Source organism: Thermus thermophilus (assembly GCF_019974155.1).
GTDB classification, from domain to species: domain Bacteria; phylum Deinococcota; class Deinococci; order Deinococcales; family Thermaceae; genus Thermus; species Thermus thermophilus_C.
The window spans coordinates 441,110-463,260 of record NZ_AP025158.1; the positions used below are offsets into that span (position 1 = coordinate 441,110).

Consider the following 22,151-nt stretch of genomic DNA (forward strand, 5'->3'; position numbering starts at 1 on the left):
CTCGTTGTTGCGAAGGCGAGGGCGCATGTTGGGCCTAAGTTTAGGGGTTTTCCCCCGGAGGGTCAAGCCGTTCAAAGGCGAGGACCAGATGGGGAAGCTCCTCGGGGCCCGCCACGGCGAAGAAGTTCTCCTCCACCTCCCAGCGGGCCGCCCACTGCCCCGCCACCCCGGCGAGGGCGAGGGGCCTCGCCTCCTCCTTGAGGAAGCGCTTGCGCCTCAGGCGGAGGTCCCCCTTTTCCCCGTAGAAGACCTGGTAGACCACCCCGCCCCGGCGCTTCTCCCCGTAAACGCCCCCCTCTATGGGGCTCACCTCGTAGCCCAGGGCCTTAAGGGCCTCCATCCACCACCTCCAGGTTCTCCGGGCCTTCCAGGACGATCTCGTAGTAGCCGGCGTAGAGGACGATCCTCCCCCGGGCCCGCACCCGCTTCCCCAGGTAGCTTTCGGGGAAGGGCTGGCGGAAGAGGCCGTAGCTCCTCGGGAAGACCACCAGGCGGAGGTCGCTTTCCCCGGGGCCGAACTTGAGGAAGGCCACCGTGCCCCGTTCCTCCACCGCCTGGATCACCCCCTCCACCGTGGCCACGCGGCCGAAGTACCGGGGGGCCTCCTGCCAGGGGATGACCCCCTCCACCGGGGGGAGGGCGAAGGGGTTTTCCGGAAGGGCCTTCTCCCAGTCCCCTTCCATCACGGAAAGGAGCCTCCTAAAGGCCTCGGGGGCCTCCCGGGCGGCGAGGCGCACGGCGAGCTCCCGGTTGGCCTGGATGGAGTTGGCGCTCAGGTTGAGGCTTCCCAAAAGGGCCTCTTCCCCGTCCCGCACCAGGACCTTGGCGTGGACGTAGGGGTCGGGGAGGAAGCGCACCAGGGCCCCCGCCTCCTTGAGCCTCAGGGCCCCCGCCAGGAAGTAGGTGTCCCCGGGCTCCTGGGGGCTTCCCAGGATCCGGACCCGCACCCCCCGGCCCAGGGCCTCCTTCAGGGCGGCCTCCACCTCGGGGTCGGCCATGGCCTGGTGCTCCAGGAAAAGCTCCCTTTGGGCCCCCCGGATGAGGGCGAGGAGGGTTTCCCGGGCGTTCCCCTCCTTCACCCCGCCCAGGACGCGGCTTGGCGCCCAGACGAGCAGGGCTCGGGAGAGGTCCAGCCTTTGCCCCTCCCAGTCGGCCTCAAAGACCCTGGCGATCTCGGCCACCTGCTTGGGGTCGTCCAGGATGAGGGCGTACTCCCGGTTGGCGGCGAAGGAGCTTCCCGTGAGGTTCATGGTCCCCACCCAGGCCCGCTTGCGGTCCACCACCAGGCTCTTCTCGTGGACGAAGACGAAGCGGAAGGGGGTGGTGAGCCTGACCTCCACCCCTCGCGCTTTAAGGGCCTGGAAGACCTCGAGGTCCACCCGCCCCCCCGAGGGCTCCCGCTCCAGGAGGACCCGCACCCGCACCCCCCGCCTCACCGCCTCCCCCAGGGCCTCCACCACGTCCATGCGGCTTGGGGTCCAGAGGTACATCTTCACCAGGATCTCCTCCCGGGCGGAGGCGATGAGGTCCAGGAGGGGCTTGACCCCGTCCTCGGGCTCCACCACGAGGCGGGGCGCCGCCAGGGCCAGGGGGAGGAGCCAGAGCAAAAGGAGGAAACGCCTCATGGCCACCCAAAGCATACCCGGGCGTTCCGGTCGGTGAGGGCTTCCGCCTCGGCGAAGGCCAGGCCCCGCGCCTCCGCGAGCTTCTCCAGGGTGAAGCGCACGTAGTGGGGGCGGTTCCGCCTGCCCCGGAAGGGCTCCGGGGGGAGGAAGGGGGTGTCGGTTTCCACCAGGAGCCTGTCCTCGGGGAGCCGGGCCGCGGCCTCGCGCAGGGCGGCGTTTTTCCTGTAGGTGAGGGGCCCGGCGAAGCTGAAGTAGGCCCCCACCTCCAGGCCCGCCGCCTCCAGGGCGGGGTGGCCCCCGTAGGCGTGGAGGACGACCCGCTTGGGCCGGTGGAGGAGGAGCCAGGCGGCCAGGTCCTCCTCGGCCTTGCCGTCCTTGCTCCGCACGTGGAGGACCAGGGGAAGGCCCATGGCCTCCGCCAGGGCCGCCTGGAAGTCCAGGGCCTTGAGCTGGGCGGCCCTGGTCTCCGGGGTCCAGTAGTAGTCCAGGCCCGTCTCCCCGATGGCCCGCACCCGCTCGCTTCGGGCGTAGTGGCGGAGGGCCTCCTCCACCTCGGGGGAGAGGAGGTGGGCGCTCGTGGGGTGGAGGCCCACCGCGGCGTAGACGTTCCCTTGGGCCAGGCTTAGGGTCTTCTCCCAGCGGGTTGGGTCCACCCCCAGGGTGAGCACGGCCCGCAGGGTGGGGAGGTGGGCTATGGCCTCGGCGAGCTCCTCGGGTTCCAGGAAGTCCAGGTGGGCGTGGGTGTCGGTCACGGGACCACTTTATACCCTTTCTTCCCTTCGTCCGACCGGCCCAGGGAAGCTTCCTAGAGGCCTTTGGCCGGGGCCCCCATGCTGGCGCAAGCCGGCATAGGGTGGGATTACGGCCTCCCGTGCTTCCCCTCCAGCCCTTTCAGGTCCACGCCGGGGTAGCCCCGGGGGAGGAGGCCCCGCTCCCAGGCGCCTTGGAGGAGGGCCTCGCGGAAGTCCGGGTGGGCGATGGCGATGAGGGCCTTGGCCCTTTCCCTTAGGGAGCGGCCGAAGAGCTCGGCCACGCCCCACTCCGTGACCACGTAGTGCACGTCCGCCCGGGTGGTGACCACCCCCGCCCCCGGCTTGAGGTAGGGGACGATGCGGCTTTGGCCCTTGGCCGTGGAGGGCAGGGCGATGATGGGCTTTCCTCCCTCGCTCCTTGCCGCCCCCCGGATGAAGTCCAGCTGGCCGCCGAAGCCGGAGTAGATTCGGGTGCCGATGGAGTCCGCCACCACCTGGCCCGTGAGGTCCACCTCAATGGCCGAGTTGATGGCCACCATCTTGCGGTTTTGGGCGATGACGAAGGGGTCGTTCACGTAGTCGGCGGGGTGGAGCTCAAAGAGGGGGTTGTCGTGGACGAAGCGGTAGAGCCGCTCCGAGCCCAGGACGAAGGTGCCCACGATCTTCCCGGGGTGGAGGGACTTCCTGGCCCCGGTGATGAGGCCCTTTTCCCAGGCCTCGAGGACCCCGTCCGAGATCATCTCCGTGTGGACCCCGAGGTCCTTGCGGCCCTCCAGGCTCGCCAGGACCGCGTCGGGGATGGCCCCGATGCCCATCTGCAGGGTGGCCCCGTCCTCAATGAGGCCCGCCACGTGCTCCCCGATCCTCCGCTCCACCTCGCCAAACCCCTCCCGCTTGAGCTCCGGCAGCGGCCAGTCCACCTCCACGATGGCGGTGAAGCGGGAGACGTGGACGAAGGTGTCCCCCAGGGTTCTCGGCATCCTGGGGTTCACCATGGCGATAACGATGGGGGCGGTCTCCACCGCCGCCTTCGTGGCGATCACCTCCACCCCCAAGGAGCAGAAGCCGTGCTCGTCCGGAGGCGACACCTGGACGATGGCCGCGTCCAGGGGGAGGATGCCCCGCTTGAAGAGCCAGGGCACCTGGTGGAGCATGACGGGCACGTAGTCGGCCCGGCCCTGGTTCACCGCCTCCCGGTCGGCGGGGCCCACGAAGAGGGAGCGCCTTCTGAAGTGCCCCTCCATTTCCAAAGAGGCGAAGGGGTCTTCCCCCATCTGCAGGAGGTGGACGAGCTCCACGTTTTCCAGCTCGTCCTTGCGGGCGGCGAGGGCCTTGAGGAGGGGCGTGGGGGTGGCGGCGTTGCCGGAGACGAAGACCCGCATCCCGGACCGGATCAGGCCCACGGCGTCCTCGGGGGAGGTGAGCTTCTTGCGGTAGCTCATTCTAGGTGGCCTCCTTTCTCGCCGAAGAGGAGGTAGGCCCCCTGGCGGAGCTCGGGAAGGGCCAGGGGGTCGTCCGCCATCCGCAGCAGGAAGGGCAAGAGGGTGGCGGTGAGGGCGTGGCTTGCGGTGCGGGGGACGAGGGCGGGGACGTTGGGGAGGCAGAAGTGGGTGACGCCCATCTCCTGGTAGATCCCGGGGCGGCTGGTTTCCGAGACGCCCCCCTGGTCTATGGCGAAGTCCAGGAGGACGCTTCCGGGGCGCATGCGGGCGAGGAGGCTGCGGGTGAGGAGAAGGGGGGTGCGCTCCCCGGGGACGGCCACCGCCCCCACCAGGACGTCGGCGAAGGCCACGTAGCGCTCCAGGCGGTCCTGGGTGACGAGGGCGGTGATGGCCCCCGGGGCCTCCCGGGCGGCCTCCTCCAGCGGGGGAAGGGCCCGGTCCAGGAGGTGGACCGAGGCCCCCGCGCCCAGAAAGGCCCGCGCCGCCGCCCGGCCCAAAACCCCCGCCCCCAGGACGACCACGTCCGCCGGGGGGATGCCCACCAGGCCGGAGAGGAGGATGCCCGGGCCCTGAGGGGCCTCGAGGAGCCGCCCGGCGAGCTGGGGGGCCATGCGCCCGGCGATCTCGCTCATGGCCTTTAGGACGGGGCGGCGGCCCTCCTCGCCCACCAGCTCGTAGCCGATGGCGGTGAGGCCCTTTTGGGCCATGGCTTCCACCAGGGGGCTTTCCGCCACCGCCAGGTGGAGGAAGGCCATGAGGACGGCGTTTTTGCGCATGAGCCCCACCTCCTCGAGGGTGGGGCGGGCCACCTTGAGCACCACCTGGGGGCGGCCGAAGGCCTCCTCCCGGCCCACGAGCCTGGCCCCCGCTTCCTCGTAGGCCTTGTCGGGAAAGCCCGCCCCCTCCCCCGCGCCCCGCTCCACGTAGACCCGGTGCCCCGAGGCGACGAGCTCCCGCACCCCCTGGGGCGTGAGGGGGACCCGCCTTTCCGGGATCTCCCGGCCCGACCGTTCTTTGGGCACGCCGAATTCCATGCCCCAAGCCTACGCCGAAAGCCCCGGGGCGGATGTCCTTGGGGAAGAGGCCCCATGGGGTGCTTGGGCGTTCCGCGCCCTGCGTGCTTACGGCCCGGAAGCGCCCCAGGGGCCTCCCCGTTTAGACCCGGATGGTGACCCGGGCTCCCGTCTCAAAGAGGTGGATGGAGTCTATGAAGCGCACCACCCGTGTGGCGTGGCCCATGACGATGGAGTGGGTCCTGGCCCCGCCCCCGAAGAAGCGCACGCCCTCTAGGATGTCCCCGTCGGTGATGCCCGTGGCGGCGAAGACGATCTCCCGCCCCGGGGCCAGGTCCTCCGTGCGGTAGACCCGGTTCTCGTCCCCGCCCATGGCCTTGAGCCGCGCCCTTTCCTCCTCGTTTTGCGGGACGAAGCGGGCCTGGATCTCCCCGCCCAGGCACTTTAAGGCGGCGGCGGCCAAGACCCCTTCCGGGGCCCCGCCGATGCCCATCACCGCGTGGACCCCCGTGCCCCGGATGGCCGCCGCCAGGGCGGCGATCACGTCCCCGTCAGAGATGAGCTTGACCCTGGCCCCCGCCTCCCGGATCTCCCGGATGAGCCTTTCGTGCCGGGGGCGGTCCAGGACCACCACCACCAGGTCCTCCACGGAGCGCTGAAGGGCGAGGGCCAAGGCCTTGAGGTTGGCGGAGACGGGCCAGGTGAGGTCCACGAGCCCCGCGGCGGGCGGGGGGACGATGAGCTTTTCCATGTACATGTCGGGGGCGTGGAAGAGCCCGCCCTTTTCGCTGATGGCGATCACGGTCACGGCGTTGGGCAGGCCCTTGGCGGCGGTGGTGGTGCCCTCCACGGGGTCCACGGCGATGTCCACCTCCAGCCCCCCCTGGCCCAGAACCTCCCCGATGTAGAGCATGGGGGCCTCGTCCATCTCCCCCTCGCCGATGACCACGGTGCCCCTTATGGGGAGCTCGTTCAGCACCCGGCGCATGGCCTGGGTGCCCGCCTCGTCCACCGCCTCCTTGTCCCCCTTGCCTGCGAAGCGGCTCGCGGCCAGGGCCGCCTGCTCCGTGACCCGGACGACCTCGAGGACCAGCCGGCGTTCAATTTCCATGGCTTCCATCATAAGGGCTTCGCGGCCGGTGCCTTTCCCAGAGGGTCTTCGCCAGGTCCTCGGGCCCAAGGCCGAGCTCCGCCAGGGTGAGGAGGAGGTGGAAGAGGAGGTCCGCCGCCTCGTGGCGGAGCTCCTCGGGGTTTTGGTTCTTGGCGGCGAGGATCACCTCCCCCGCCTCCTCCCCGATCTTCTTCAGGATCCGGTCCAGGCCCGCCCGGTGCATCCGGGCCACGTAGCTTCCCTCGGGGAGGGTCCTTAGGCGCTCCTTGATGGTGGCGTAGACCTGGCCCACCACGAAGCCGAGGTCCTTTTCCCCTTCCAGGAGGGCCCGGTGGAAGCAGGTCCTCTCCCCCGTGTGGCAGGCGGGGCCTTGGGGGAGGACGCGGTAGACCACGGCGTCCCCGTCGCAGTCCAAGAGGACCTCCACCACCTCCTGGGTGTGCCCCGAGGTCTCCCCCTTGCGCCAAAGCGCCTGGCGGCTTCGGCTGAAGAAGGTGCTCCGCCTGGTCCTTAGGGTCTCCTCCAGGGCCTCCCGGTTGGCGTAGGCCAGGGTGAGGACCTCCCCGGTGCGGGCGTCTTGGACCACCACGGGGACGAGGCCCTTTTCGTCAAAGCGGACGGCGGAAAGGTCCATGCCCCTAGTCTAGCCGCACGGGGAGGCCCTTTCCCGCGAGGTAGCGCTTGAGCTCGGGAATGGGGATCTCGCCGAAGTGGAAGACGCTCGCGGCCAAGGCGGCCTCGGCCCCGGCCTGGAAGGCCTCGAGGAAGTGCTCCATCCGCCCGGCCCCGCCGCTTGCGATCACCGGGACCCCCACCGCCTCGGCCACCCTGCGGGTGAGCTTAAGGTCGTACCCCTCCTTGGTCCCGTCCCGGTCCATGCTGGTGAGGAGGATCTCCCCGGCCCCAAGCTCCACCCCCTTCACCGCCCACTCCACGGCGTGGAGGCCCGTGGGCACCCGCCCCCCCGCCACATAGACCTCGGGGAAGTCCCCCCGCCACCTGGCGTCTATGGCCAGGACCACCGCCTGGGCGCCGAAGTGGTCGGCAAGCTCCCGGATGAGCTCGGGGCGCCGCACCGCCGCAGAGTTCACGCTCACCTTGTCGGCCCCTGCCAAAAGGAGCTTGCGGGCGTCCTCCAAGGAGCGCACCCCCCCGCCCACGGTGAGGGGGATGAAGACCCTCTCCGCCACCCTCGCCACCACGTCCAGGAGGATGGCCCGTTCCTCGTGGGTGGCGGAGATGTCCAGGAAGACGAGCTCGTCCGCCCCCGCCTCATCGTAGGCTTGGGCCGCCTCCACGGGGTCCCCGGCGTCCCTTAGGTTCACGAAGTTCACCCCCTTGACCACGCGGCCCGCGTGGACGTCCAGGCAGGGGACGATGCGCTTGGCGAGGCTCATAGGGGGGGCTGGAAGAGGAGCTCCGCCTGGGGCAGGAGGAGGGGAGCGATCTTTTCGCCTCTGGCCACAAGGAAGCGCCGGCGGAAGCGGCCCCCCTCGGGGTCCCGGTGGACCTCGAGGCCCTCCCGGGTGAGAAGCCAGACCTCGGGGAGGCCCGCCCGGGCGTAGAGGGGAAGCTTCTTCTCCCGGTCCCAGGCCTCGGTGGAGAGGCTAACCTCCACCAGGAGGAGCACGTCCTCCGGGCCGGGATGGGCCTGGGTGTAGAAGTCCTCCCGGGGCCTGAGGAGGAGGAGGTCGGGAAGGGGAAGGCTTTCCTCGGAAAGGCGCAAGGGGCTTTGCACCCGGAGTTGGGCAAGCCCCGCCACCTTGGGGGCAAGCGCATGGAGGAGCCAGTCCAATAGCCCCGCGTGCTCGCTGGAGGGGGGAGCCATCTCGTAGACCTCGCCGTCTAGGAGTTCCAGGCGGAGTTCGGGGTGGAGCGCCCCCAAGGCCTCCACCTCCTCCACCCGGAACCGGTGCCGCACCATGGAGCTCATTATACTTTTCCAAAAGCCCTTCCGGTGCTACCATCTAAAGGATGGAACGGGTGAACGTGGTGGGAGCGGGCCTCGCGGGGAGCGAGGCCGCCTGGACCCTCTTGCGCCTGGGCGTGCCCGTGCGCCTTTTTGAGATGCGCCCTAAGAAGATGACCCCGGCCCACGGGACGGACCGCTTCGCCGAGATCGTCTGCTCCAACTCCCTGGGCGGGGAAGGGGAGACCAACGCCAAGGGGCTTCTCCAGGCGGAGATGCGCCAGGCGGGAAGCCTCGTCATGGAGGCGGCGGAAAGGGCCCGGGTTCCCGCCGGGGGGGCCTTGGCCGTGGACCGGGAGGAGTTCAGCGGCTACATCACGAAGCGGCTCACGGGCCACCCCCTCCTGGAGGTGGTGCGGGAGGAGGTGCGGGAGATCCCCCCCGGGATCACCGTGCTCGCCACGGGGCCTTTGACCTCCGAGGCCCTGGCCGAGGCCCTGAGGCGCCGCTTCGGGGACCACTTCCTCGCCTACTACGACGCCGCAAGCCCCATCGTCCTCTACGAGAGCATTGACCTCACGAAGTGCTTCCGCGCGGGCCGCTACGGCCAGAGCGCCGACTACCTCAACTGCCCCATGACGGAGGAGGAGTACCGCCGCTTCCACCAGGCCCTCCTCGAGGCCCAGCGCCACACCCCCCACGACTGGGAGAAGCTGGAGTTCTTTGAGGCCTGCGTCCCCGTGGAGGAGCTCGCCCGGAGGGGCTACCAGACCCTGCTCTTTGGCCCCATGAAGCCCGTGGGGCTAAAGGACCCCCGCACGGGGAAGGAGCCCTTCGCCGTGGTCCAGCTTCGCCAGGAGGACAAGGCGGGGCGGATGTGGAGCCTGGTGGGGTTCCAGACGGGGCTTAAGTGGCCCGAGCAGAAGCGCCTCATCCAGATGATCCCCGGCCTGGAAAACGCCGAGATTGTCCGCTACGGGGTGATGCACCGGAACACCTACCTAAACGCCCCGAGGCTCCTTCGCGAGACCCTGGAGTTCAGGGAGGCGGAGGGGCTTTACGCCGCCGGGGTGTTGGCCGGGGTGGAGGGGTATTTGGAGAGCGCCGCCACGGGCTTCCTCGCCGGGCTCAACGCCGCGCGGAAGGCCCTGGGGCTTCCCCCCGTGGTGCCCCCGGAGGAGAGCCTGCTGGGGGGGCTTGTGCGCTACCTGGCCACGGCGAACCCGGAGGGCTTCCAGCCCATGTACGCCAATTGGGGCCTGGTGCCCCCGGTGGAGGGGAGGATGGGCAAGAAGGAGAAGCGGCAGGCCATGTACCGTAGGGGCCTCGAGGCCTTCTCCGCGTGGCTTTCCCGCCTGAACCCGCCCCTTCCCCGCCCCGAGGCGGCCCTCGTTTGAGAGGCCTCTCCGCGCCCTCCTCTTCGCTGTGGGAGGGACGAGGAGCCGGTGGCCGCCGGCGGGGCCCCGGCCGCGTTGGTGGGGGTGATGGAGGCCGTGGCCCCCTTGGCCGCCGCCGGGTTTCTATTGGGGGCAGGCCACCCGGAAAAGGCCTTTGGGGCCGTGCTCCTCTTCGCGGCGAACGTGGCCGGCGTGGACGTGGCGGGGGTGGCCCAGCCCTGACGCTTCCTTCGCCACGGGCGCCCGGGGCCCCCGGACCGGCGCAAGCCCGCGTGGGGTTTAGTCCGCCGCCACCCCGATCCGGGCGGCGATCTCGGGGATCCGGGCGAGGAAGGCCCCCGTGGGGCTCCCCGCGAGGGCCACCTCCTCGGGGGTGCCCTCGGCCACGATCTCCCCGCCCCGGTCCCCGCCCTCGGGGCCCAGGTCAATCACCCAGTCCGCGGTCTTCACCACGTCCAGATTGTGCTCAATGACCACCACGGTGTTGCCCGCGTCCACCAGCCGGTGGAGGACCGAGAGGAGCTTCGCCACGTCGTCAAAGTGCAAGCCCGTGGTGGGCTCGTCCAGGATGTAGAGGGTGCGGCCCGTGGCCTTGCGGCCGAGCTCCGTGGCGAGCTTGATCCTCTGGGCCTCCCCCCCGGAGAGGGTGGGGGAGGGCTGGCCCAGCTTCATGTACCCCAGGCCCACGTCCACCATGAGCTGGAGCTTCCGGGCGATGGAGGGGACGTTCTGGAAGAATTCCAGGGCCTCCTCCACCGTCATGTCCAGGACGTCGGCGATGCTCTTCCCCCTAAGCTTGACCTCCAGGGTCTCCTTGTTGTAGCGCTTGCCCTTACAGACCTCGCAGGGTACGTAGAGGTCGGGGAGGAAGAGCATCTCAATCTTCACCGTCCCGTCCCCGCCGCAGGCCTCGCACCGCCCGCCCTTGACGTTGAAGGAGAAGCGGCCCGGGCCGTACCCCCGCTTTCTGGCCTCCGGGGTCTTGGCGAAGAGGTCGCGGATCTCGTCAAAGACCCCGGTGTAGGTGGCGGGGTTGGACCGGGGGGTGCGGCCGATGGGGGACTGGTCAATCTCAATGACCTTGTCCAGGTGCTCCACCCCTTCCAGGGCCTCGTAGGGCCCGGGGGTCGTCTTGGCCCGCATGAGCCGCTGGGCCAGGGCGGCGTAGAGGACGTCGTGGACGAGGGTGCTCTTCCCCGAGCCCGAGGGGCCGGTGATGGCCACGAAGCGGCCCAGGGGGATCCTTAAGGTGACGTTCTTCAGGTTGTGCGCCCGCGCCCCCTTGAGGACGAGCCACTTGCCGTTCCCCTTGCGGCGCTCCTTGGGCACGGGGATCTTCTTGTCGCCGCGAAGGTAGGCGGCGGTGAGGCTTCGCTCGCTTTTCAGGATCTCCTCCAGGGGGCCCTCCGCCACCACCTCCCCCCCGTGGATCCCCGCCCCCGGCCCCATGTCCACGATCCAGTCCGCGGCCCGCATGGTCTCCTCGTCGTGTTCCACCACGATGAGGGTGTTGCCCAGGTCGCGGAGCCTTTTGAGGGTGCGGATGAGGCGCTGGTTGTCCCGGGGGTGGAGGCCGATGCTGGGCTCGTCCAGCACGTAAAGGACCCCGGTGAGGCCCGAGCCCACCTGGGTCGCGAGCCGGATCCTCTGGGCCTCGCCTCCGGAGAGGGTGTTGGCCGCCCGGTCCAGGGTGAGGTAGTCCAGGCCCACGTCCACCAGGAAGCCGAGCCGCTCCACGATCTCCCTGAGGATGGGCCGGGCGATCTGGGCCTGGAAAGGGGAAAGCTTCTCCTCCAGGCCCTGGAAGAACGCCAAGGCCTCCCGCACGGGGAGGGCGGAGACTTCGGCGATGTTCCTCCCCGCCACCTTCACCGAGAGGACCTCCCGCTTGTACCGGGTGCCCCCGCAGGCGGGGCAGGGCCTTAAGGACATGAAGCCCTCCAGGGCCTCCCGCACCCCCTCGGACTCCGACTCCTGGTAGCGCTTCTCCAGCCAGGGGATCACCCCCTCGTACCGCACCTCCACCCGGAAGGTCTCCTTGCCGCCCCGGCGGAAGACCACCTCAAAGGGCTCGGGAAGGCCGTAGAGGACGGCGCGCTTCGCCGCCTCCGGCAGGTCCTTGAAGGGGGTCTTGAGGTCAAAGCCCAGGTGCTCGGCCAAGGCCCTAAGGCGGTCCCAGAGGTAGCTCCTCCCCGTGTCCCGCCCCCGGGACCAGGGGAGGATGGCCCCCTCGGCCAGGGAGAGCTCGGGGTTCACCACGAGCTCGGGGTCAAACTCCTGGCGGTAGCCGAGGCCGGAGCAGGCGGGGCAGGCCCCGTAGGGGCTGTTGAAGGAGAAGATGCGGGGCTCAAGCTCCTCCAAGACCGAGCCGTGTTCCGGGCAGGCGAACTTCTCCGAGAAGAGCTCCTCTTCCCCGGTGTCCGGGTAGAGGACCCTAAGCAGGCCTTCCCCCCGAAGCAGGGCGAGCTCCACCGCCTCGGCGATGCGGGGGCGCTCCTCCTCCTTCAGGACCACCCGGTCAATCACCAGGTCAATGTCGTGCTTCTCGTACTTCTCCAGGTTGAGGCCTTGGGCCTCCTCCAGGAGGTAGATGACCCCGTCCACCCGCACCCGGGCGTAGCCTTCCTTCAGGAGCTGCTGAAAGAGCCTCCTGTACTCCCCCTTTCTTCCCCGCACCAAGGGGGCCATGAGGATGGCCCGGGTGCCGGGAGGGCGCCTGAGGAGGCGGTCGGTGATCTCGCTGGCGGACTGTTTCTCTATGGGGCGGCCGCACTCGGGGCAGTAGGCCTGGCCCACGCGGGCGAAGAGGAGGCGGAGGTAGTCGTGGATCTCCGTGACGGTGCCCACGGTGGAGCGGGGGTTGTGGCTCGTGGTCTTCTGGTCAATGGAGATGGCCGGGGAAAGCCCCTCAATGCTCTCCACCTCGGGCTTGTCCATCACGCCCAGAAACTGCCGGGCGTAGCTGGAGAGGCTTTCCACGTAGCGCCTTTGCCCTTCGGCGTAGATGGTGTCAAAGGCCAAGGTGCTCTTCCCCGAGCCGGAAACCCCGGTGATGACGATGAACTTGCCCCGGGGAAGCTCCAGGCTGATGTTCTTCAGGTTGTGCTCCCGAGCGCCCCGGATGACGATGCGGTCCATCCGTGGAAGTATACCACCCCCTCGGGGGACGGGGGTAGAGCCCAGGGCGGGAATGGGCCTTGCTATCATGGCCCCATGGCCTCTTGGACCGCGGAAGCCCCGGGGGTGGTGGAACGCCTCCTCAAGGAGAACGCGCCCGAGGTGCGAGGCCTCGCCCGCTTTCTCCGCCGCAGGAACCCGGCCCTCGTCCTGGCCGCGGCCCGGGGGCGGGGAGGCCTCGCCGCCCTCTACGCCAAGCACCTCCTCGAGGCCCGCCTCCTCTGGCCCGTCCTCCCCTTGGCCCTTCCCCTCTTCGCCCTCTACGGGGCAAGGCCCAAGGCGCCTTTTCCGAGCCTCCTCCTCGCCTACGACCTCGCCGGGGAAGGGGCGGGCGCGGCAGAACTGGTGCGGGCCTACCGGGGGGAGGGCGTCCTGACCCTGGCCTTCGTGGGCCGGGAGGAAAGCCCCTTGGCCGGGGCGGCCGAGGCGGTCCTCCCCCTCCACCTGGGCGGGGCGGAGGGCGCAGGCTTCCTTGCCGGGCTTGCGGCCACGGCCCAGCTGGCCGCCCACCTCCTGGAGGAGACCCGCCTGCGGGAGGCCCTTCCTGCCTTGCCGGAGGCCATGGCGCGGTCCCTGGAGGGGGGGGAGGGCCTGGAGGTGGGGGAGGGTCTCTTCGTTCTGGGGCCGGGCTTTGCCCATCCCGTGGCCTTGGAGGCCGCCTTGCGCCTCAAGGAGGCGGGCTTCCGCGCCGAGGGGGTGGCCGCCCTCGAGGAGCTTTTCCCCGCTGACCTCCCCCTCCTGGTCCTGGCGGGGCGGGACGGGGCCTTGGCCGGCCTCATGCCCGCCCTGGAGGGCCTAAAGGCCAAGGGGGTGCCCCTCTTCGTCCTCTCCCCCGAGCCCGAGGCCCTGGCCCTCGCCGACCTTCCCCTGCCCCTCCCCGTGGCCCTGGCGCCGGAGCTGGACCCCATTCTCCTCGGCCTGGGCTTCCACGCCCGACTCGCCGCCCGCTAAGCCCACCAAAAGGGCTTCCCCCCGTGGGCGCGCTTTTGTGGAGCCTGGAGGCTCAGGCCCGCTTGAAGATGAGGGCCTCGCCCACCCGGCCCCGGAGGACGGGGACGGCGGCGCTTTTGGCCACCTGGGCGCAGAAGGGGACGTCGGCCTCGAGGCCCACCTGCTTGAGGGCTAAGGCGGCGGCGGAGAGGGAGAGGGCCTCCAGGGGGTCGGGGTGGGCCCGCTTCACCGCGAGGGCGACCCGGGCGCCGTCCTCCGGCTCCACCTCCCCCAGGAACCCCAGGTACTCGGCCAGGACCCCGGCGGTGTAGAGGTCGTCCAGGCCCGCCCGCCCCTCCTTTCCGGCGCAGAGGATGGCCACCTCCTCCGTGGCGAGCTCCCTCGCCAGGCGGGCCGCCGCGTGGGCGTTGTAGAGGGAGGCCAGGAGGACGTGCTTGGCCGTGCGGGCGGCGGCGTGCGCCGCCTTGGTGCCGTTGGTGGTGCTCATGACCACCACCCTTCCCGCCACCTGGGCCGAGAGGGCCTCCCGGGGGCTGTTGCCCAGGTCAAACCGGGGCGGCTTCAGCCCCCCCGTCTCCCCGGCCAGGACCACGTCCTCGTCCTTGAAGGCGAGGGCGCTTTCTAGGCTAGGCGTCCAGTACAAGGCCTCGGCCCCCGCCTCCAGGAAGGCCGCCGCCGTGGTGGTCGCCCGGATCACGTCCACCACCAGCACCACGTCCGGGTAGGTGAGGTGTTCCCCTGGGATCACGTCCACGCGCAGGCGCACCGCTTCCTCCTAGGCAAGCCCGAAGGCGATCTCCTCAAGAAGCGCCGCTTCCCGCACCTCCACCGTCCCGGGGCCGAGCCTGACCACCCCCTCCGCGGCCAGGGCGTGGAGAACCCGGGAGACGGTTTCCCGGCTGGTCCCCGCCAGGGCGGCGAGCTCGTGGTGGCGGAGCTGGAAACGGGGGCCAAGCCCCTGGCGGAGGAGCTTGAGGAGGGCGTAGGCCACCCGGTTCCGGGCCTCCTCAAAGGAGAGGAGGTCAAGCTCCAAGTCCGCCTCCCGGAGGCGCCGGGCGAGGAGGGCGGCCAGGTTATGGGCCACCAGGGGGAGGCGCCGGATCAGGGCCAGGTAGTCCTCGCGGAAGAGGGCGAGGAGCTCGCTGTCCTCCACGGCCACGGCGCTGGCGCTCCTCTCCCCCTCGTCCAGGAGGCTCATCTCCCCGAAAAGCTCCCCCGGCCCCAGGAGGGCTAGGGTCCTTTCCTGGCCCCCGAGGTGGGTGCGGAAGAGGCGGACCTTCCCCGAGGCCACCAAGTAGAGGGCCTGCCCCAGGTCCCCCTGGTGAAAGATGGGCTTCCCCTGGGGGTAAAGGCGCCGCTGGAAGTAGCTCAGGGCCAGGTCCACCTCCTCCGGGGCCAGGCCGTGGAACAGGGGGCTTCCCTCCACCGCCAAGAGTCTAACGGAAACTTCATCTTCTGCCTAGAGGATGAGAGGGTGCGCCCGGTCCTCGAGGCTCGAGGCCTCGGCTACAGCTACGGCAACGGCCCCCTTTTCCGCGGCCTCTCCTTCGCCCTGGGCCCGGGGGAGGCCCTCGCCCTTCTTGGGCCTTCGGGGAGCGGCAAAACCACCCTCCTCCACCTGGTGGCGGGCCTCCTCCCCTTCCAGGAGGGGGAGGTCTACTGGGAGGGAGAGGCGATCCGGGGGGTTCCTGAGGCGCGCCTCGCCCGGAGGCGGCTTTCCTTTCTGGGCCTCGTCTTCCAGCACCACTTCCTCCTCCCCGAGCTCACCGCCCTGGAGAACGTCCTCGTGCCCGGGTACCTGGCGGGCCGGGTGGACCGAGGGCGGGCGTGGGCCCTCCTGGAGGCCCTCGGCCTTAAGGAGAAGGCCCACCTCCTGCCCCAGCGCCTTTCCGGGGGGGAGAGGCAGCGGGTGGCCGTGGCCCGGGCCCTCTACCTGAGGCCCCGGCTCCTCCTCGCCGACGAGCCCACGGCGAGCCTGGACCGCCGCCAGGCCCGGGAGGTGCTGGCCCTCCTCCGGGCCCTGGCCCGGGAGGAGGGGGCGGCCCTCCTCCTCGCCACCCACGACGAGCTCCTGGTGGAGGGTCTTCCCGCCCTCAGGCTGTAGTATGTTGGCGGTATGAGCCCCATCCACGTGCGCGCCCACCCCGGGGACGTGGCGGAGCGCGTCCTTCTCCCCGGGGATCCGGGCCGGGCCGAGTGGATCGCCAAGACCTTTTTGCAAAACCCCAGGCGGTACAACGACCACCGGGGGCTTTGGGGGTACACGGGCCTTTACAAGGGCGTGCCCGTCTCCGTCCAGACCACGGGGATGGGCACCCCCTCGGCGGCCATCGTGGTGGAGGAGCTGGTCCGCCTTGGCGCCCGGGTTCTCGTCCGGGTGGGGACGGCGGGGGCCGCCTCTTCGGACCTTGCCCCGGGGGAGCTCATCGTGGCCCAGGGGGCCGTGCCCTTGGACGGCACCACCCGGCAGTACCTGGAGGGGCGCCCCTACGCCCCGGTGCCCGACCCCGAGGTCTTCCGGGCCCTCTGGCGCCGGGCAGAGGCCTTGGGCTACCCCCACCGGGTGGGGCTCGTCGCCAGCGAGGACGCCTTCTACGCCACCACCCCCGAGGAGGCCCGGGCCTGGGCCCACTACGGCGTCCTCGCCTTTGAGATGGAGGCCAGCGCCCTCTTCCTCCTCGGAAGGATGCGGGGGGTGCGGACGGGGGCCATCCTGGCCGTCTCCAACCGCATCGGCGACCCGGAGCTCGCTCCCCCTGAGGTGCTCCAAGAGGGCGTTCGGCGTATGGTGGAGGTGGCCCTCGAGGCCGTCCTGGAGGTTTGAACCATGGAGCACGAGCACGAACACGAGTTCGTCCTGGAGATCCCGGAGTTTGAGCACCTCAGCTACGAGGTGGAGGAGGGCATCGCCCTGGTGACCCTGAAGCGGCCCGAGGCCCTAAACGCCCTCTCCCAGAGCCTCCTGGAGGAGCTCGCCGAGGTCCCTGAGCTGGTCCAGCAGGACCCCGAGGTCCGGGCGGTCATCTTCACGGGGGAGGGAAAGGCCTTCGCCGCGGGGGCCGACTTGAAGGAGATCGCGGCCATCAAGGACCCCTTCATGGCCCGGGAGTACGCCCTCTTCGGCCAGCGGGTCTTCGCCGAGATCGCCGCCCTCCCCGTTCCCACCATCGCCGCCATCAACGGCTACGCCCTGGGCGGGGGTCTGGAGCTCGCCCTGGCCTGCGACCTCAGGGTGGCGGCCAAGACCGCCAAGCTGGGCCTCCCCGAGGTGGGCCTCGGCCTCATCCCCGGCTTCGGAGGCACCCAGCGCCTGCCCCGCCTCATCGGCCGGGGGAGGGCTTTGGACCTCATCTTCACCGGGCGGCACGTGGACGCGGAGGAGGCCCTTTTCCTCGGGCTCGTGAACCGGGTGGCGGAGGACGCCCTGGAGGAGGCCAAGAAGCTCGCCCAAAAGATCCTGAAGAACGCCCCCATCGCCTTGGCCCTGGCCAAGGAGAGCGTGGTCCGGGGCGAGGGCCTGGACCTGGCCGAGGCCCTGGAAATAGAGGCCGACCTCTTCGGCTACGCCGCCGCCACCGAGGACATGAAGGAGGGGGTGCGGGCCTTCCTGGAGAAGCGCCCCCCGAGCTTCAAGGGCGAGTAGGGCCGAAGCCCTCCCCTCCCGGATGGGGTAAGGTGGGCGGAGGATGCAGGAGCGCGTATTCCACGTAGCGAGCCCCAAGGCCAAGCTTTACTCGGAGGCCGACCAGGCCATCCGGGAGCGCCTCAAGGACTTTCCCAAGGCCCTCAGGGCCTACGAGATGCTCGTCCAGGACCCCGAGGCCCGCGCCGGATGGAACATGGCCAACTACCTCACCATGCGCAAGCTGGGGTACAACGACCACGGCCGGGTCCACGCCCTCCTCACCGGCGCGGCCAGCGTGGCCATCCTCGCCCTCCTCTCGGAGGCGGGGGTCCGGCTGGACACGGTGGAGTCGGGGGCCGGGGGGCTGGAGGACGCCTACGTGGTCGTGCTCCTCTCCACCATGCTCCACGACCTGGGCAACCAGGTCCATCGCTTCGGGCACGAGGCCTTCGGGGTGGTCCTCGCCCTTCCCATCCTGAACCGCATCCTGGACAAGCTCTACCCCGACCCCGAGCAGCGCACCGCCATCCGGGCCCTGATCCTCCACGGCATCTACAGCCACGACCTTTCCCCGGAGCCCCTCACCATTGAGGCGGGGATCACGGCCGTGGCGGACGGGACCGACATCACCAAAGGCCGGGGCAGGAAGGCCTTCCAGCTTGGGAGCATAGACATCCACTCCATCAGCGCCCTGGCCGTGGACGAGGTGCGGATCCTCAAGGGGGAAAAGGTGCCGGTGGAGATCCAGGTGACCATGAACAACTCCGCCGGGATTTTCCAGGTGGAGGAGACCCTCACCAAGAAGGTGCTGAAAAGCCCCTTAAGGCCTTACGTCACCGTGGTGGCCATGACGGAGGGGGAAGGGAGCCAGGACCAGCGCATCGTCCACCGGGTGCGCCTGCACGAGACGGAGGACCGCTTCATCCTGGACTGAGGCCGAAGCCCCCGGGGGTTTTCCGCCGGGGCATCCCCTTGGGCGGAGCCCGGGGGCGTTTAGGCCTGGGGCCAGAGCGCCCGCAGCTCCTTGGGCAGGAGGCCCAGAATGCCCTCCAGCTCCCCTTGGGAGATCTCCCGGGAAAGGACCTTGAAGACGGCCTGGGTGGCGGCCTCTGGGTCCACGGCGGGGCCGGAAGGGGTTTTGAGCTCCTCGGCCACGTGGGCCAGGAAGGCCTCCTTGTGCCGCTCCTTCAGGGGGTTGCCCGTGGGGGTCCAGCCCTCGTAGTAGAGGCCTCGGATGAGCATGGGGAGCTGGGCGGCGAGCTGGGTTACCTCCTCCACGGTGAGCCGGTCGCGCAGGGCGTGCAGCACCGCCCTCAGGGCCAGGTAGGCCTTGTGGCGGTCTTCGGTGCCAAGCTTCTCCATGATCGCCGCTAAGTCTGCCTACTCTTTCAAGCGGACCCCCACCTCCAGGACCACCTGGTACTCCTTCACCTCAAACCAGTCCAGGTGGCACAGGGTCTTTCGCGCCCGCGCCAAGGCGGCTTGGATGGCGGCCTCGAGGCCCTCCCCGCCCGTCCCCACGAGCCCCACCTTCTTGTAGACCTTGCCCGTGGGGGCATTCTACCGCTTCGTCGCCACTTCCTTTTGCAGCTCCCGCTTGAGGATCTTCCCCACGCTGGACTTGGGGAGGCTTTCGCGGAATTGGACGATGCGGGGGACCTTGTAGGCGGCGAGGTTTTGGCGGCAGAAGGCCTCTATGTCCTTTTCCGTGACCTTGCCCCGGTACTCGGGTTTGAGGACGAGGAAGGCGGCCACGGTCTCCCCGCGGTAGGGGTCTGGGACGCCCACCACGGCGGCTTCCTGGACGGCGGGGTGCTGGTAGAGGACTTCTTCTACTTCGCGGGGGTAGATGTTGTAGCCGCCGGCGATGATCATGTCTTTTTTGCGGTCTACGATGTAGAAGTAGCCGTCTTGGTCCATTTTGGCGAGGTCGCCGGTGAGGAGCCAGCCGTCTTTGAGGGCCTTTTGCGTCTCCTCGGGGCGGTTCCAGTAGCCTTTCATGACGTTGGGGCCTTTTATGGCGAGTTCGCCCACCTCGCCTGGGGGGAGTTCCTTGCCCTCCTCGTCCACCACCTTGGCCTCCACGCCGGGGAAGGGGAGGCCCACGCTCCCCAGGCGCCTTTCGCCGTAAAGGGGGTTGCAGTGGGTCACGGGGCTCGCCTCCGTGAGGCCGTAGCCCTCCACCAGCTTGGCCCCGGTGAGCCTCTCAAAGCGCTCCGCCACCTCCAAAGGCAAAGGGGCGGAGCCGGAGATGCAGGCCCGGACGCTCTTGAGGTTCCGCCCCTCTATGCCGGGGAAGTTGTTGAAGGCCACGTAAAGGGTGGGGACGCCGGGGAAGAGGGTGACCCGGTGTTTTTCAATGGCCTCCACGATGGCCTTGATCTCGGGCCTGGGGAGGAGGACGAGCTTCGCCCCGCCCAGGAGGGCCAGGTTCATGGCCACGGTCATCCCGTAGACGTGGAAGAAGGGGATGGCCCCGAGGACCACCTCCTCCCCCTCCCTGAAGTCGGGGATCCAGGCCCGCACTTGGAGGGCGTTGGCGGAGAGGTTCCTGTGGGTGAGCATGGCCCCCTTGGAAAGGCCCGTGGTGCCCCCGGTGTACTGGAGGAGGGCGAGGTCGTCCAGGTCCAGGGGGACGGGGCGGGGCGTTCCGGGCCTGAGGAAGGCCCGCCAAGGGATGCCCTCGAGGGCCTTGGGGGCTTCCCCTTTCCGCCTGAGAAGGAGGGGGTAGAGGAAGTTCTTGGGGAAGGGGAGGTAGTCCCGGATCCCCGTGCGCACCACCCTCTCCACGGGCACCTCCCCCTTCACCTCCAGGTAGCGGGGGAGGAGCTGGTCCAGGATCACCAGGAACCGGGCCCCGGCGTCCCTGAGCTGGTGGCGAAGCTCCCGTGGGGTGTACATGGGGTTGGTGTTCACCCCCACGCCCCCGGCGAGGAGGGTGCCGTAGAAGGCGATGACGAACTGGGGGGTGTTGGGGAGCATGAGGGCCACCCGGTCCCCGGGCTTAAGCCCCGCCTCCTGTAGGCCCTTGGCGAAGGCCTCCACCTCGCGCCAGAGGGCCGCGTAGGTGAGCCTTCGCCCGAGGAACTCCAGGGCCACCTTCTTGGGGAAGCGGCGGGCCGTTTCCGCCAGGGCCTCGGGAAGGAGCCGGGGCACGGGGGCCTCCTTGGGGACCCCGGGATCGTAGTGGGCGTACCAGGGCTTCATGGCACCTCCTTGAACCGGGTCAAAGTCTACCCCCGGGGACTGCCCCGGGGCAACCCTGCCGAGGGCTAGGGGGCTTAGCGCCGGAAGTACCGGTAGGGCGGGCCCTCCCGCCCCACCGCCCCTTCCTCCCGGAGGTACTCCAGGTGGGCCAGGGTCTCGGCGAAGGCGAAGCGCCGGCCCGCCGGGTCCAGCTCCTGGGGGAAGAGCTGGAGGGAGAGTTCCCAGGCGGTCTTGGAGCCGTCCAGGGAGGCAAGGAGGGCCTCGAGGCGGGCCTGGTGGTGGGCCTTCAGCTCCTCCGCCCTTTGCCGCACGTCCGCGATGGGCCCGAAGTGGCCGGCGTAGGCCACCCTGGCCTCCAGTTCCGCCAGGCGGTCCAGGGAGCGGAGGAAGTCCTTGAGGGGGTTTTCCCGGGTGTAGGCCCAGAGGCCCACGTTGGGGGAGACCCTTTCCAGGAGGGCGTCCCCCGCGAGGAGCACCCCCTCTTCCTCCAGGTAGAAGGCCGCGTGCCCGTCCGCGTGCCCCGGGGTCCAGAGGACCCTAAGCCGCTTCCCCGCCACCTCCAGCGCCTCCCCGTCCCTCAGGGGGAGGGGGTTTTGCGGCGGGTGGACCCGCTCCCTCGTCTTCTCCACCGTCTCCCGGATGCCCTGGAGGGCGCTTTCCGGGGTGCCGTGGTCCAGGAAGAGCCGCCAAGAGGCCTCGGCGAAGGCCTCGGGTTCCAGCCAGAAGCGGTGGCCCCGGGCGAACTCCTCCTCGTGGAGGAAGACCCTGGCCCCCAGGCCCTCAAAGAAGCCGGAGAGGCCGTAGTGGTCGGGGTGGTGGTGGGTGAGGAGGACGGCCTTCACGTCCTGGAAGCAGAGGCCGAGCTCCGCCAGGTGGAGCTCCAAAGCCCCCCGGGCGGCCCGGGTGCCGAGGGCGGTGTCCACGAGGGCCACCTCCCCCGCCCCCTGGAGGAGGTAGAGGTTGACCGTCTTCAGGGGGTAGGGGATGGGGACGGGAAGGAGGTAGAGGCCGGGCAGGAGGGCCTTCACAGGAGCACCCCCATGAGGAGGAGGGCGGCGAGGAAGGGGTCGGGCTCCTCCAGGTGCCAGGGGAAGCGGTAGGCCCCCTCCCCCAGGGCCTCCACCTCCCGGCCCTGGGCCGCCTCCCGGAGGCGGGCCAGGGCCTGGTCCTCGGGGAGGGCCTCCCCCCCGGGGAGGTAGACCCCGAGCCGGTCGGCGTCCCCGTCCAGGGCGAGGCCCAAGGCGGGGGGCTTGGCCTCGCGGAGGAGGAGGCGGAGGGTCCTGAGGTGCTCCGGCCTCGGGTCCGGGGCCACCCCGTAGAAGAGGGGGTGGGGGAGGGGGTGGAGCTCCCTGAGCTCCACGGGGGCCTCGAGGCGCTTCAGGACCTGGCCCAGGATCCCGCCGCCCGCCCCGCCCATGGCGTCCAGGTAGACCACGCCCCGCTTGAGGGCGAGGCCCTGGGCGCTCTTCCGGAGGTGGTCCAGGTAGTCCCGGCGCGCCTCCAGCGGGGCGAAGGGCCCCAGGGGAGGGGGGGGTGTGGGGGCCACCTCCTTCCCGGGGAGGGGCCTCCCCGGGCCCAGGCGGAGCTTTACCCCTTGGAAGGCGAAGGGCCTGCGGCTTCCCGTGAGGTAGAGCCCTGCGGCCTCCTTCGCCCGGAGGGCGAAGCCGAAGAGGGGCAGGGGGGCGGGGCCCTGGAGGAGGTGGACCTCGAGGCCGAGCCCCCCAAGCACCCCGGCGGCGTGCTCCGCCATCTCCCGGGCGAGGAAGCGGGCGTCGTGCCCCACCACCACCCGAAGGATCCCCTCCGCCTGGAGGCGCTTCCCGAAGCCCGCCGCCACCTCCCCCAGGGCCTGGAAGGTGAAGCCCCGGGCCATCTCCCCTACGAAGCCGTCCTGTGTGGCCACAAGCTCCATGCCCTAAAGTCTACCCCGCGCGTGGTAGAC

At 70.2% G+C, this 22,151-nt stretch carries 24 protein-coding genes; 7 read left to right on the forward strand and 17 right to left on the reverse strand.

What is annotated here, in order from left to right:
* Positions 1-40: 40 nt before the first annotated feature.
* The 9 genes from TthTMY_RS02535 to TthTMY_RS02575 form a co-directional block, all read right to left on the reverse strand.
* Positions 41-340 carry a hypothetical protein gene (locus TthTMY_RS02535; protein WP_096412087.1) on the reverse strand — a complete coding sequence of 100 codons (300 nt, stop codon included), beginning with the start codon at positions 338-340 and terminating at the stop codon, positions 41-43.
* Positions 327-1,640: a phospholipase D-like domain-containing protein gene (locus tag TthTMY_RS02540; protein ID WP_096412090.1), complete on the reverse strand. Its 1,314-nt coding sequence runs from the start codon at positions 1,638-1,640 to the stop codon at positions 327-329. The genes TthTMY_RS02535 and TthTMY_RS02540 overlap by 14 nt, the downstream gene beginning before the upstream one ends.
* On the reverse strand, positions 1,622-2,377 hold the full coding sequence (locus TthTMY_RS02545) for a TatD family hydrolase (RefSeq protein ID WP_096412094.1): 756 nt from the start codon (positions 2,375-2,377) through the stop codon (positions 1,622-1,624). The genes TthTMY_RS02540 and TthTMY_RS02545 overlap by 19 nt, the downstream gene beginning before the upstream one ends.
* A 107-nt stretch (positions 2,378-2,484) precedes the next feature.
* On the reverse strand, positions 2,485-3,819 hold the full coding sequence (locus TthTMY_RS02550; RefSeq protein WP_096412098.1) for an acetyl-CoA hydrolase/transferase family protein: 1,335 nt from the start codon (positions 3,817-3,819) through the stop codon (positions 2,485-2,487).
* Positions 3,816-4,853 carry an alanine dehydrogenase gene (locus TthTMY_RS02555; RefSeq protein ID WP_096412100.1) on the reverse strand — a complete coding sequence of 346 codons (1,038 nt, stop codon included), beginning with the start codon at positions 4,851-4,853 and terminating at the stop codon, positions 3,816-3,818. Before TthTMY_RS02555 ends, TthTMY_RS02550 begins: the two co-directional genes overlap by 4 nt.
* Positions 4,854-4,974: 121 nt before the next feature.
* The gene (glpX, locus tag TthTMY_RS02560) at positions 4,975-5,943 is read right to left on the reverse strand and encodes a class II fructose-bisphosphatase (protein ID WP_096412103.1); all 969 of its coding nucleotides are present in this window, start codon (positions 5,941-5,943) and stop codon (positions 4,975-4,977) included.
* Positions 5,933-6,577, reverse strand: a complete 645-nt coding sequence (gene hisIE / locus TthTMY_RS02565) for a bifunctional phosphoribosyl-AMP cyclohydrolase/phosphoribosyl-ATP diphosphatase HisIE (RefSeq protein WP_096412107.1) — start codon at positions 6,575-6,577, stop codon at positions 5,933-5,935. Before hisIE ends, glpX begins: the two co-directional genes overlap by 11 nt.
* A gap of 4 nt (positions 6,578-6,581) precedes the next feature.
* Positions 6,582-7,340 carry an imidazole glycerol phosphate synthase subunit HisF gene (gene hisF / locus TthTMY_RS02570; protein WP_093008245.1) on the reverse strand — a complete coding sequence of 253 codons (759 nt, stop codon included), beginning with the start codon at positions 7,338-7,340 and terminating at the stop codon, positions 6,582-6,584.
* Positions 7,337-7,867, reverse strand: coding sequence for a Uma2 family endonuclease (locus TthTMY_RS02575; protein ID WP_096413112.1), 531 nt, complete (start codon positions 7,865-7,867; stop codon positions 7,337-7,339). The genes hisF and TthTMY_RS02575 overlap by 4 nt, the downstream gene beginning before the upstream one ends.
* A 50-nt stretch (positions 7,868-7,917) precedes the next feature.
* Here TthTMY_RS02575 and trmFO point away from each other — a divergent pair, with 50 nt between their 5' ends.
* Together trmFO and TthTMY_RS11800 are read left to right on the forward strand one after the other, a co-directional pair.
* Positions 7,918-9,249, forward strand: a complete 1,332-nt coding sequence (gene trmFO, locus TthTMY_RS02580; protein ID WP_096412110.1) for a methylenetetrahydrofolate--tRNA-(uracil(54)-C(5))-methyltransferase (FADH(2)-oxidizing) TrmFO — start codon at positions 7,918-7,920, stop codon at positions 9,247-9,249.
* Positions 9,250-9,336: 87 nt separating this feature from the next.
* Positions 9,337-9,471, forward strand: coding sequence for a hypothetical protein (locus tag TthTMY_RS11800; protein ID WP_267873991.1), 135 nt, complete (start codon positions 9,337-9,339; stop codon positions 9,469-9,471).
* Positions 9,472-9,528: 57 nt separating this feature from the next.
* Here the strand turns inward: TthTMY_RS11800 and uvrA are convergent, their stop codons facing one another.
* The gene (gene uvrA / locus TthTMY_RS02585; protein ID WP_096412112.1) at positions 9,529-12,387 is read right to left on the reverse strand and encodes an excinuclease ABC subunit UvrA; all 2,859 of its coding nucleotides are present in this window, start codon (positions 12,385-12,387) and stop codon (positions 9,529-9,531) included.
* Positions 12,388-12,462: 75 nt separating this feature from the next.
* Between uvrA and TthTMY_RS02590 the strand changes: the two genes are divergently transcribed.
* A complete protein-coding gene (locus TthTMY_RS02590) occupies positions 12,463-13,377 on the forward strand; it encodes an SIS domain-containing protein (protein ID WP_223903380.1) in 915 nt (304 codons plus the stop codon).
* A gap of 52 nt (positions 13,378-13,429) precedes the next feature.
* Here TthTMY_RS02590 and TthTMY_RS02595 read toward each other — a convergent pair whose 3' ends face one another.
* Together TthTMY_RS02595 and TthTMY_RS02600 are read right to left on the reverse strand one after the other, a co-directional pair.
* Complete coding sequence (locus tag TthTMY_RS02595; RefSeq protein WP_096412115.1) at positions 13,430-14,143, reverse strand: 2-phosphosulfolactate phosphatase; 714 nt, start codon at positions 14,141-14,143, stop codon at positions 13,430-13,432.
* Positions 14,144-14,152: 9 nt separating this feature from the next.
* Positions 14,153-14,803 carry a Crp/Fnr family transcriptional regulator gene (locus TthTMY_RS02600; RefSeq protein ID WP_096412119.1) on the reverse strand — a complete coding sequence of 217 codons (651 nt, stop codon included), beginning with the start codon at positions 14,801-14,803 and terminating at the stop codon, positions 14,153-14,155.
* A gap of 48 nt (positions 14,804-14,851) precedes the next feature.
* Between TthTMY_RS02600 and TthTMY_RS02605 the strand changes: the two genes are divergently transcribed.
* From TthTMY_RS02605 to TthTMY_RS02620, 4 genes are read left to right on the forward strand one after another with little or no spacing between them, the layout of a single operon-like run.
* The gene (locus TthTMY_RS02605) at positions 14,852-15,481 is read left to right on the forward strand and encodes an ABC transporter ATP-binding protein (RefSeq protein WP_096413115.1); all 630 of its coding nucleotides are present in this window, start codon (positions 14,852-14,854) and stop codon (positions 15,479-15,481) included.
* A 12-nt stretch (positions 15,482-15,493) separates the two neighbouring features.
* Positions 15,494-16,201: a purine-nucleoside phosphorylase gene (locus TthTMY_RS02610; protein ID WP_096412123.1), complete on the forward strand. Its 708-nt coding sequence runs from the start codon at positions 15,494-15,496 to the stop codon at positions 16,199-16,201.
* 3 nt (positions 16,202-16,204) lie between these two features.
* Positions 16,205-17,020 (forward strand): enoyl-CoA hydratase/isomerase family protein, encoded by an 816-nt coding sequence (locus TthTMY_RS02615; protein WP_096412126.1) that lies wholly within the window; start codon positions 16,205-16,207, stop codon positions 17,018-17,020.
* A 43-nt stretch (positions 17,021-17,063) separates the two neighbouring features.
* Positions 17,064-17,936 (forward strand): phosphohydrolase, encoded by an 873-nt coding sequence (locus TthTMY_RS02620; protein ID WP_096412128.1) that lies wholly within the window; start codon positions 17,064-17,066, stop codon positions 17,934-17,936.
* Positions 17,937-17,995: 59 nt separating this feature from the next.
* On the opposite strand, the gene TthTMY_RS02625 is transcribed toward TthTMY_RS02620, so the two are convergent.
* The 5 genes from TthTMY_RS02625 to TthTMY_RS02645 form a co-directional block, all read right to left on the reverse strand.
* Complete coding sequence (locus TthTMY_RS02625; RefSeq protein ID WP_418952562.1) at positions 17,996-18,364, reverse strand: DUF2267 domain-containing protein; 369 nt, start codon at positions 18,362-18,364, stop codon at positions 17,996-17,998.
* Between the two features lie 18 nt (positions 18,365-18,382).
* Positions 18,383-18,532, reverse strand: coding sequence for a dodecin domain-containing protein (locus TthTMY_RS02630; RefSeq protein WP_096412132.1), 150 nt, complete (start codon positions 18,530-18,532; stop codon positions 18,383-18,385).
* Positions 18,533-18,562: 30 nt separating this feature from the next.
* Positions 18,563-20,209 carry a long-chain-fatty-acid--CoA ligase gene (locus tag TthTMY_RS02635; protein ID WP_096412135.1) on the reverse strand — a complete coding sequence of 549 codons (1,647 nt, stop codon included), beginning with the start codon at positions 20,207-20,209 and terminating at the stop codon, positions 18,563-18,565.
* A 74-nt stretch (positions 20,210-20,283) separates the two neighbouring features.
* Positions 20,284-21,237 (reverse strand): MBL fold metallo-hydrolase, encoded by a 954-nt coding sequence (locus TthTMY_RS02640; RefSeq protein WP_096412139.1) that lies wholly within the window; start codon positions 21,235-21,237, stop codon positions 20,284-20,286.
* Positions 21,234-22,121: a phosphoglucomutase gene (locus tag TthTMY_RS02645; RefSeq protein WP_096412142.1), complete on the reverse strand. Its 888-nt coding sequence runs from the start codon at positions 22,119-22,121 to the stop codon at positions 21,234-21,236. The genes TthTMY_RS02640 and TthTMY_RS02645 overlap by 4 nt, the downstream gene beginning before the upstream one ends.
* Positions 22,122-22,151 lie beyond the last annotated feature (30 nt).

What these genes read in the sequence shown, in the direction of transcription:
- TthTMY_RS02540 (WP_096412090.1), bottom strand. Translation starts at nt 1,640, where the DNA reads ATGCTTTGGGTGGCCATGAGGCGTTTCCTCCTTTTGCTCTGGCTCCTC.
- hisIE (WP_096412107.1), bottom strand. Translation starts at nt 6,577, where the DNA reads ATGGACCTTTCCGCCGTCCGCTTTGACGAAAAGGGCCTCGTCCCCGTG.
- glpX (WP_096412103.1), bottom strand. Translation starts at nt 5,943, where the DNA reads ATGGAAATTGAACGCCGGCTGGTCCTCGAGGTCGTCCGGGTCACGGAG.
- TthTMY_RS02620 (WP_096412128.1), top strand. Translation starts at nt 17,064, where the DNA reads ATGCAGGAGCGCGTATTCCACGTAGCGAGCCCCAAGGCCAAGCTTTAC.
- TthTMY_RS02535 (WP_096412087.1), bottom strand. Translation starts at nt 340, where the DNA reads ATGGAGGCCCTTAAGGCCCTGGGCTACGAGGTGAGCCCCATAGAGGGG.
- TthTMY_RS02635 (WP_096412135.1), bottom strand. Translation starts at nt 20,209, where the DNA reads ATGAAGCCCTGGTACGCCCACTACGATCCCGGGGTCCCCAAGGAGGCC.
- trmFO (WP_096412110.1), top strand. Translation starts at nt 7,918, where the DNA reads ATGGAACGGGTGAACGTGGTGGGAGCGGGCCTCGCGGGGAGCGAGGCC.
- TthTMY_RS02590 (WP_223903380.1), top strand. Translation starts at nt 12,463, where the DNA reads ATGGCCTCTTGGACCGCGGAAGCCCCGGGGGTGGTGGAACGCCTCCTC.
- TthTMY_RS02645 (WP_096412142.1), bottom strand. Translation starts at nt 22,121, where the DNA reads ATGGAGCTTGTGGCCACACAGGACGGCTTCGTAGGGGAGATGGCCCGG.
- TthTMY_RS02550 (WP_096412098.1), bottom strand. Translation starts at nt 3,819, where the DNA reads ATGAGCTACCGCAAGAAGCTCACCTCCCCCGAGGACGCCGTGGGCCTG.
- TthTMY_RS02555 (WP_096412100.1), bottom strand. Translation starts at nt 4,853, where the DNA reads ATGGAATTCGGCGTGCCCAAAGAACGGTCGGGCCGGGAGATCCCGGAA.
- TthTMY_RS11800 (WP_267873991.1), top strand. Translation starts at nt 9,337, where the DNA reads ATGGAGGCCGTGGCCCCCTTGGCCGCCGCCGGGTTTCTATTGGGGGCA.
- hisF (WP_093008245.1), bottom strand. Translation starts at nt 7,340, where the DNA reads ATGAGCCTCGCCAAGCGCATCGTCCCCTGCCTGGACGTCCACGCGGGC.
- uvrA (WP_096412112.1), bottom strand. Translation starts at nt 12,387, where the DNA reads ATGGACCGCATCGTCATCCGGGGCGCTCGGGAGCACAACCTGAAGAAC.
- TthTMY_RS02575 (WP_096413112.1), bottom strand. Translation starts at nt 7,867, where the DNA reads ATGGTGCGGCACCGGTTCCGGGTGGAGGAGGTGGAGGCCTTGGGGGCG.
- TthTMY_RS02615 (WP_096412126.1), top strand. Translation starts at nt 16,205, where the DNA reads ATGGAGCACGAGCACGAACACGAGTTCGTCCTGGAGATCCCGGAGTTT.
- TthTMY_RS02625 (WP_418952562.1), bottom strand. Translation starts at nt 18,364, where the DNA reads ATGGAGAAGCTTGGCACCGAAGACCGCCACAAGGCCTACCTGGCCCTG.
- TthTMY_RS02610 (WP_096412123.1), top strand. Translation starts at nt 15,494, where the DNA reads ATGAGCCCCATCCACGTGCGCGCCCACCCCGGGGACGTGGCGGAGCGC.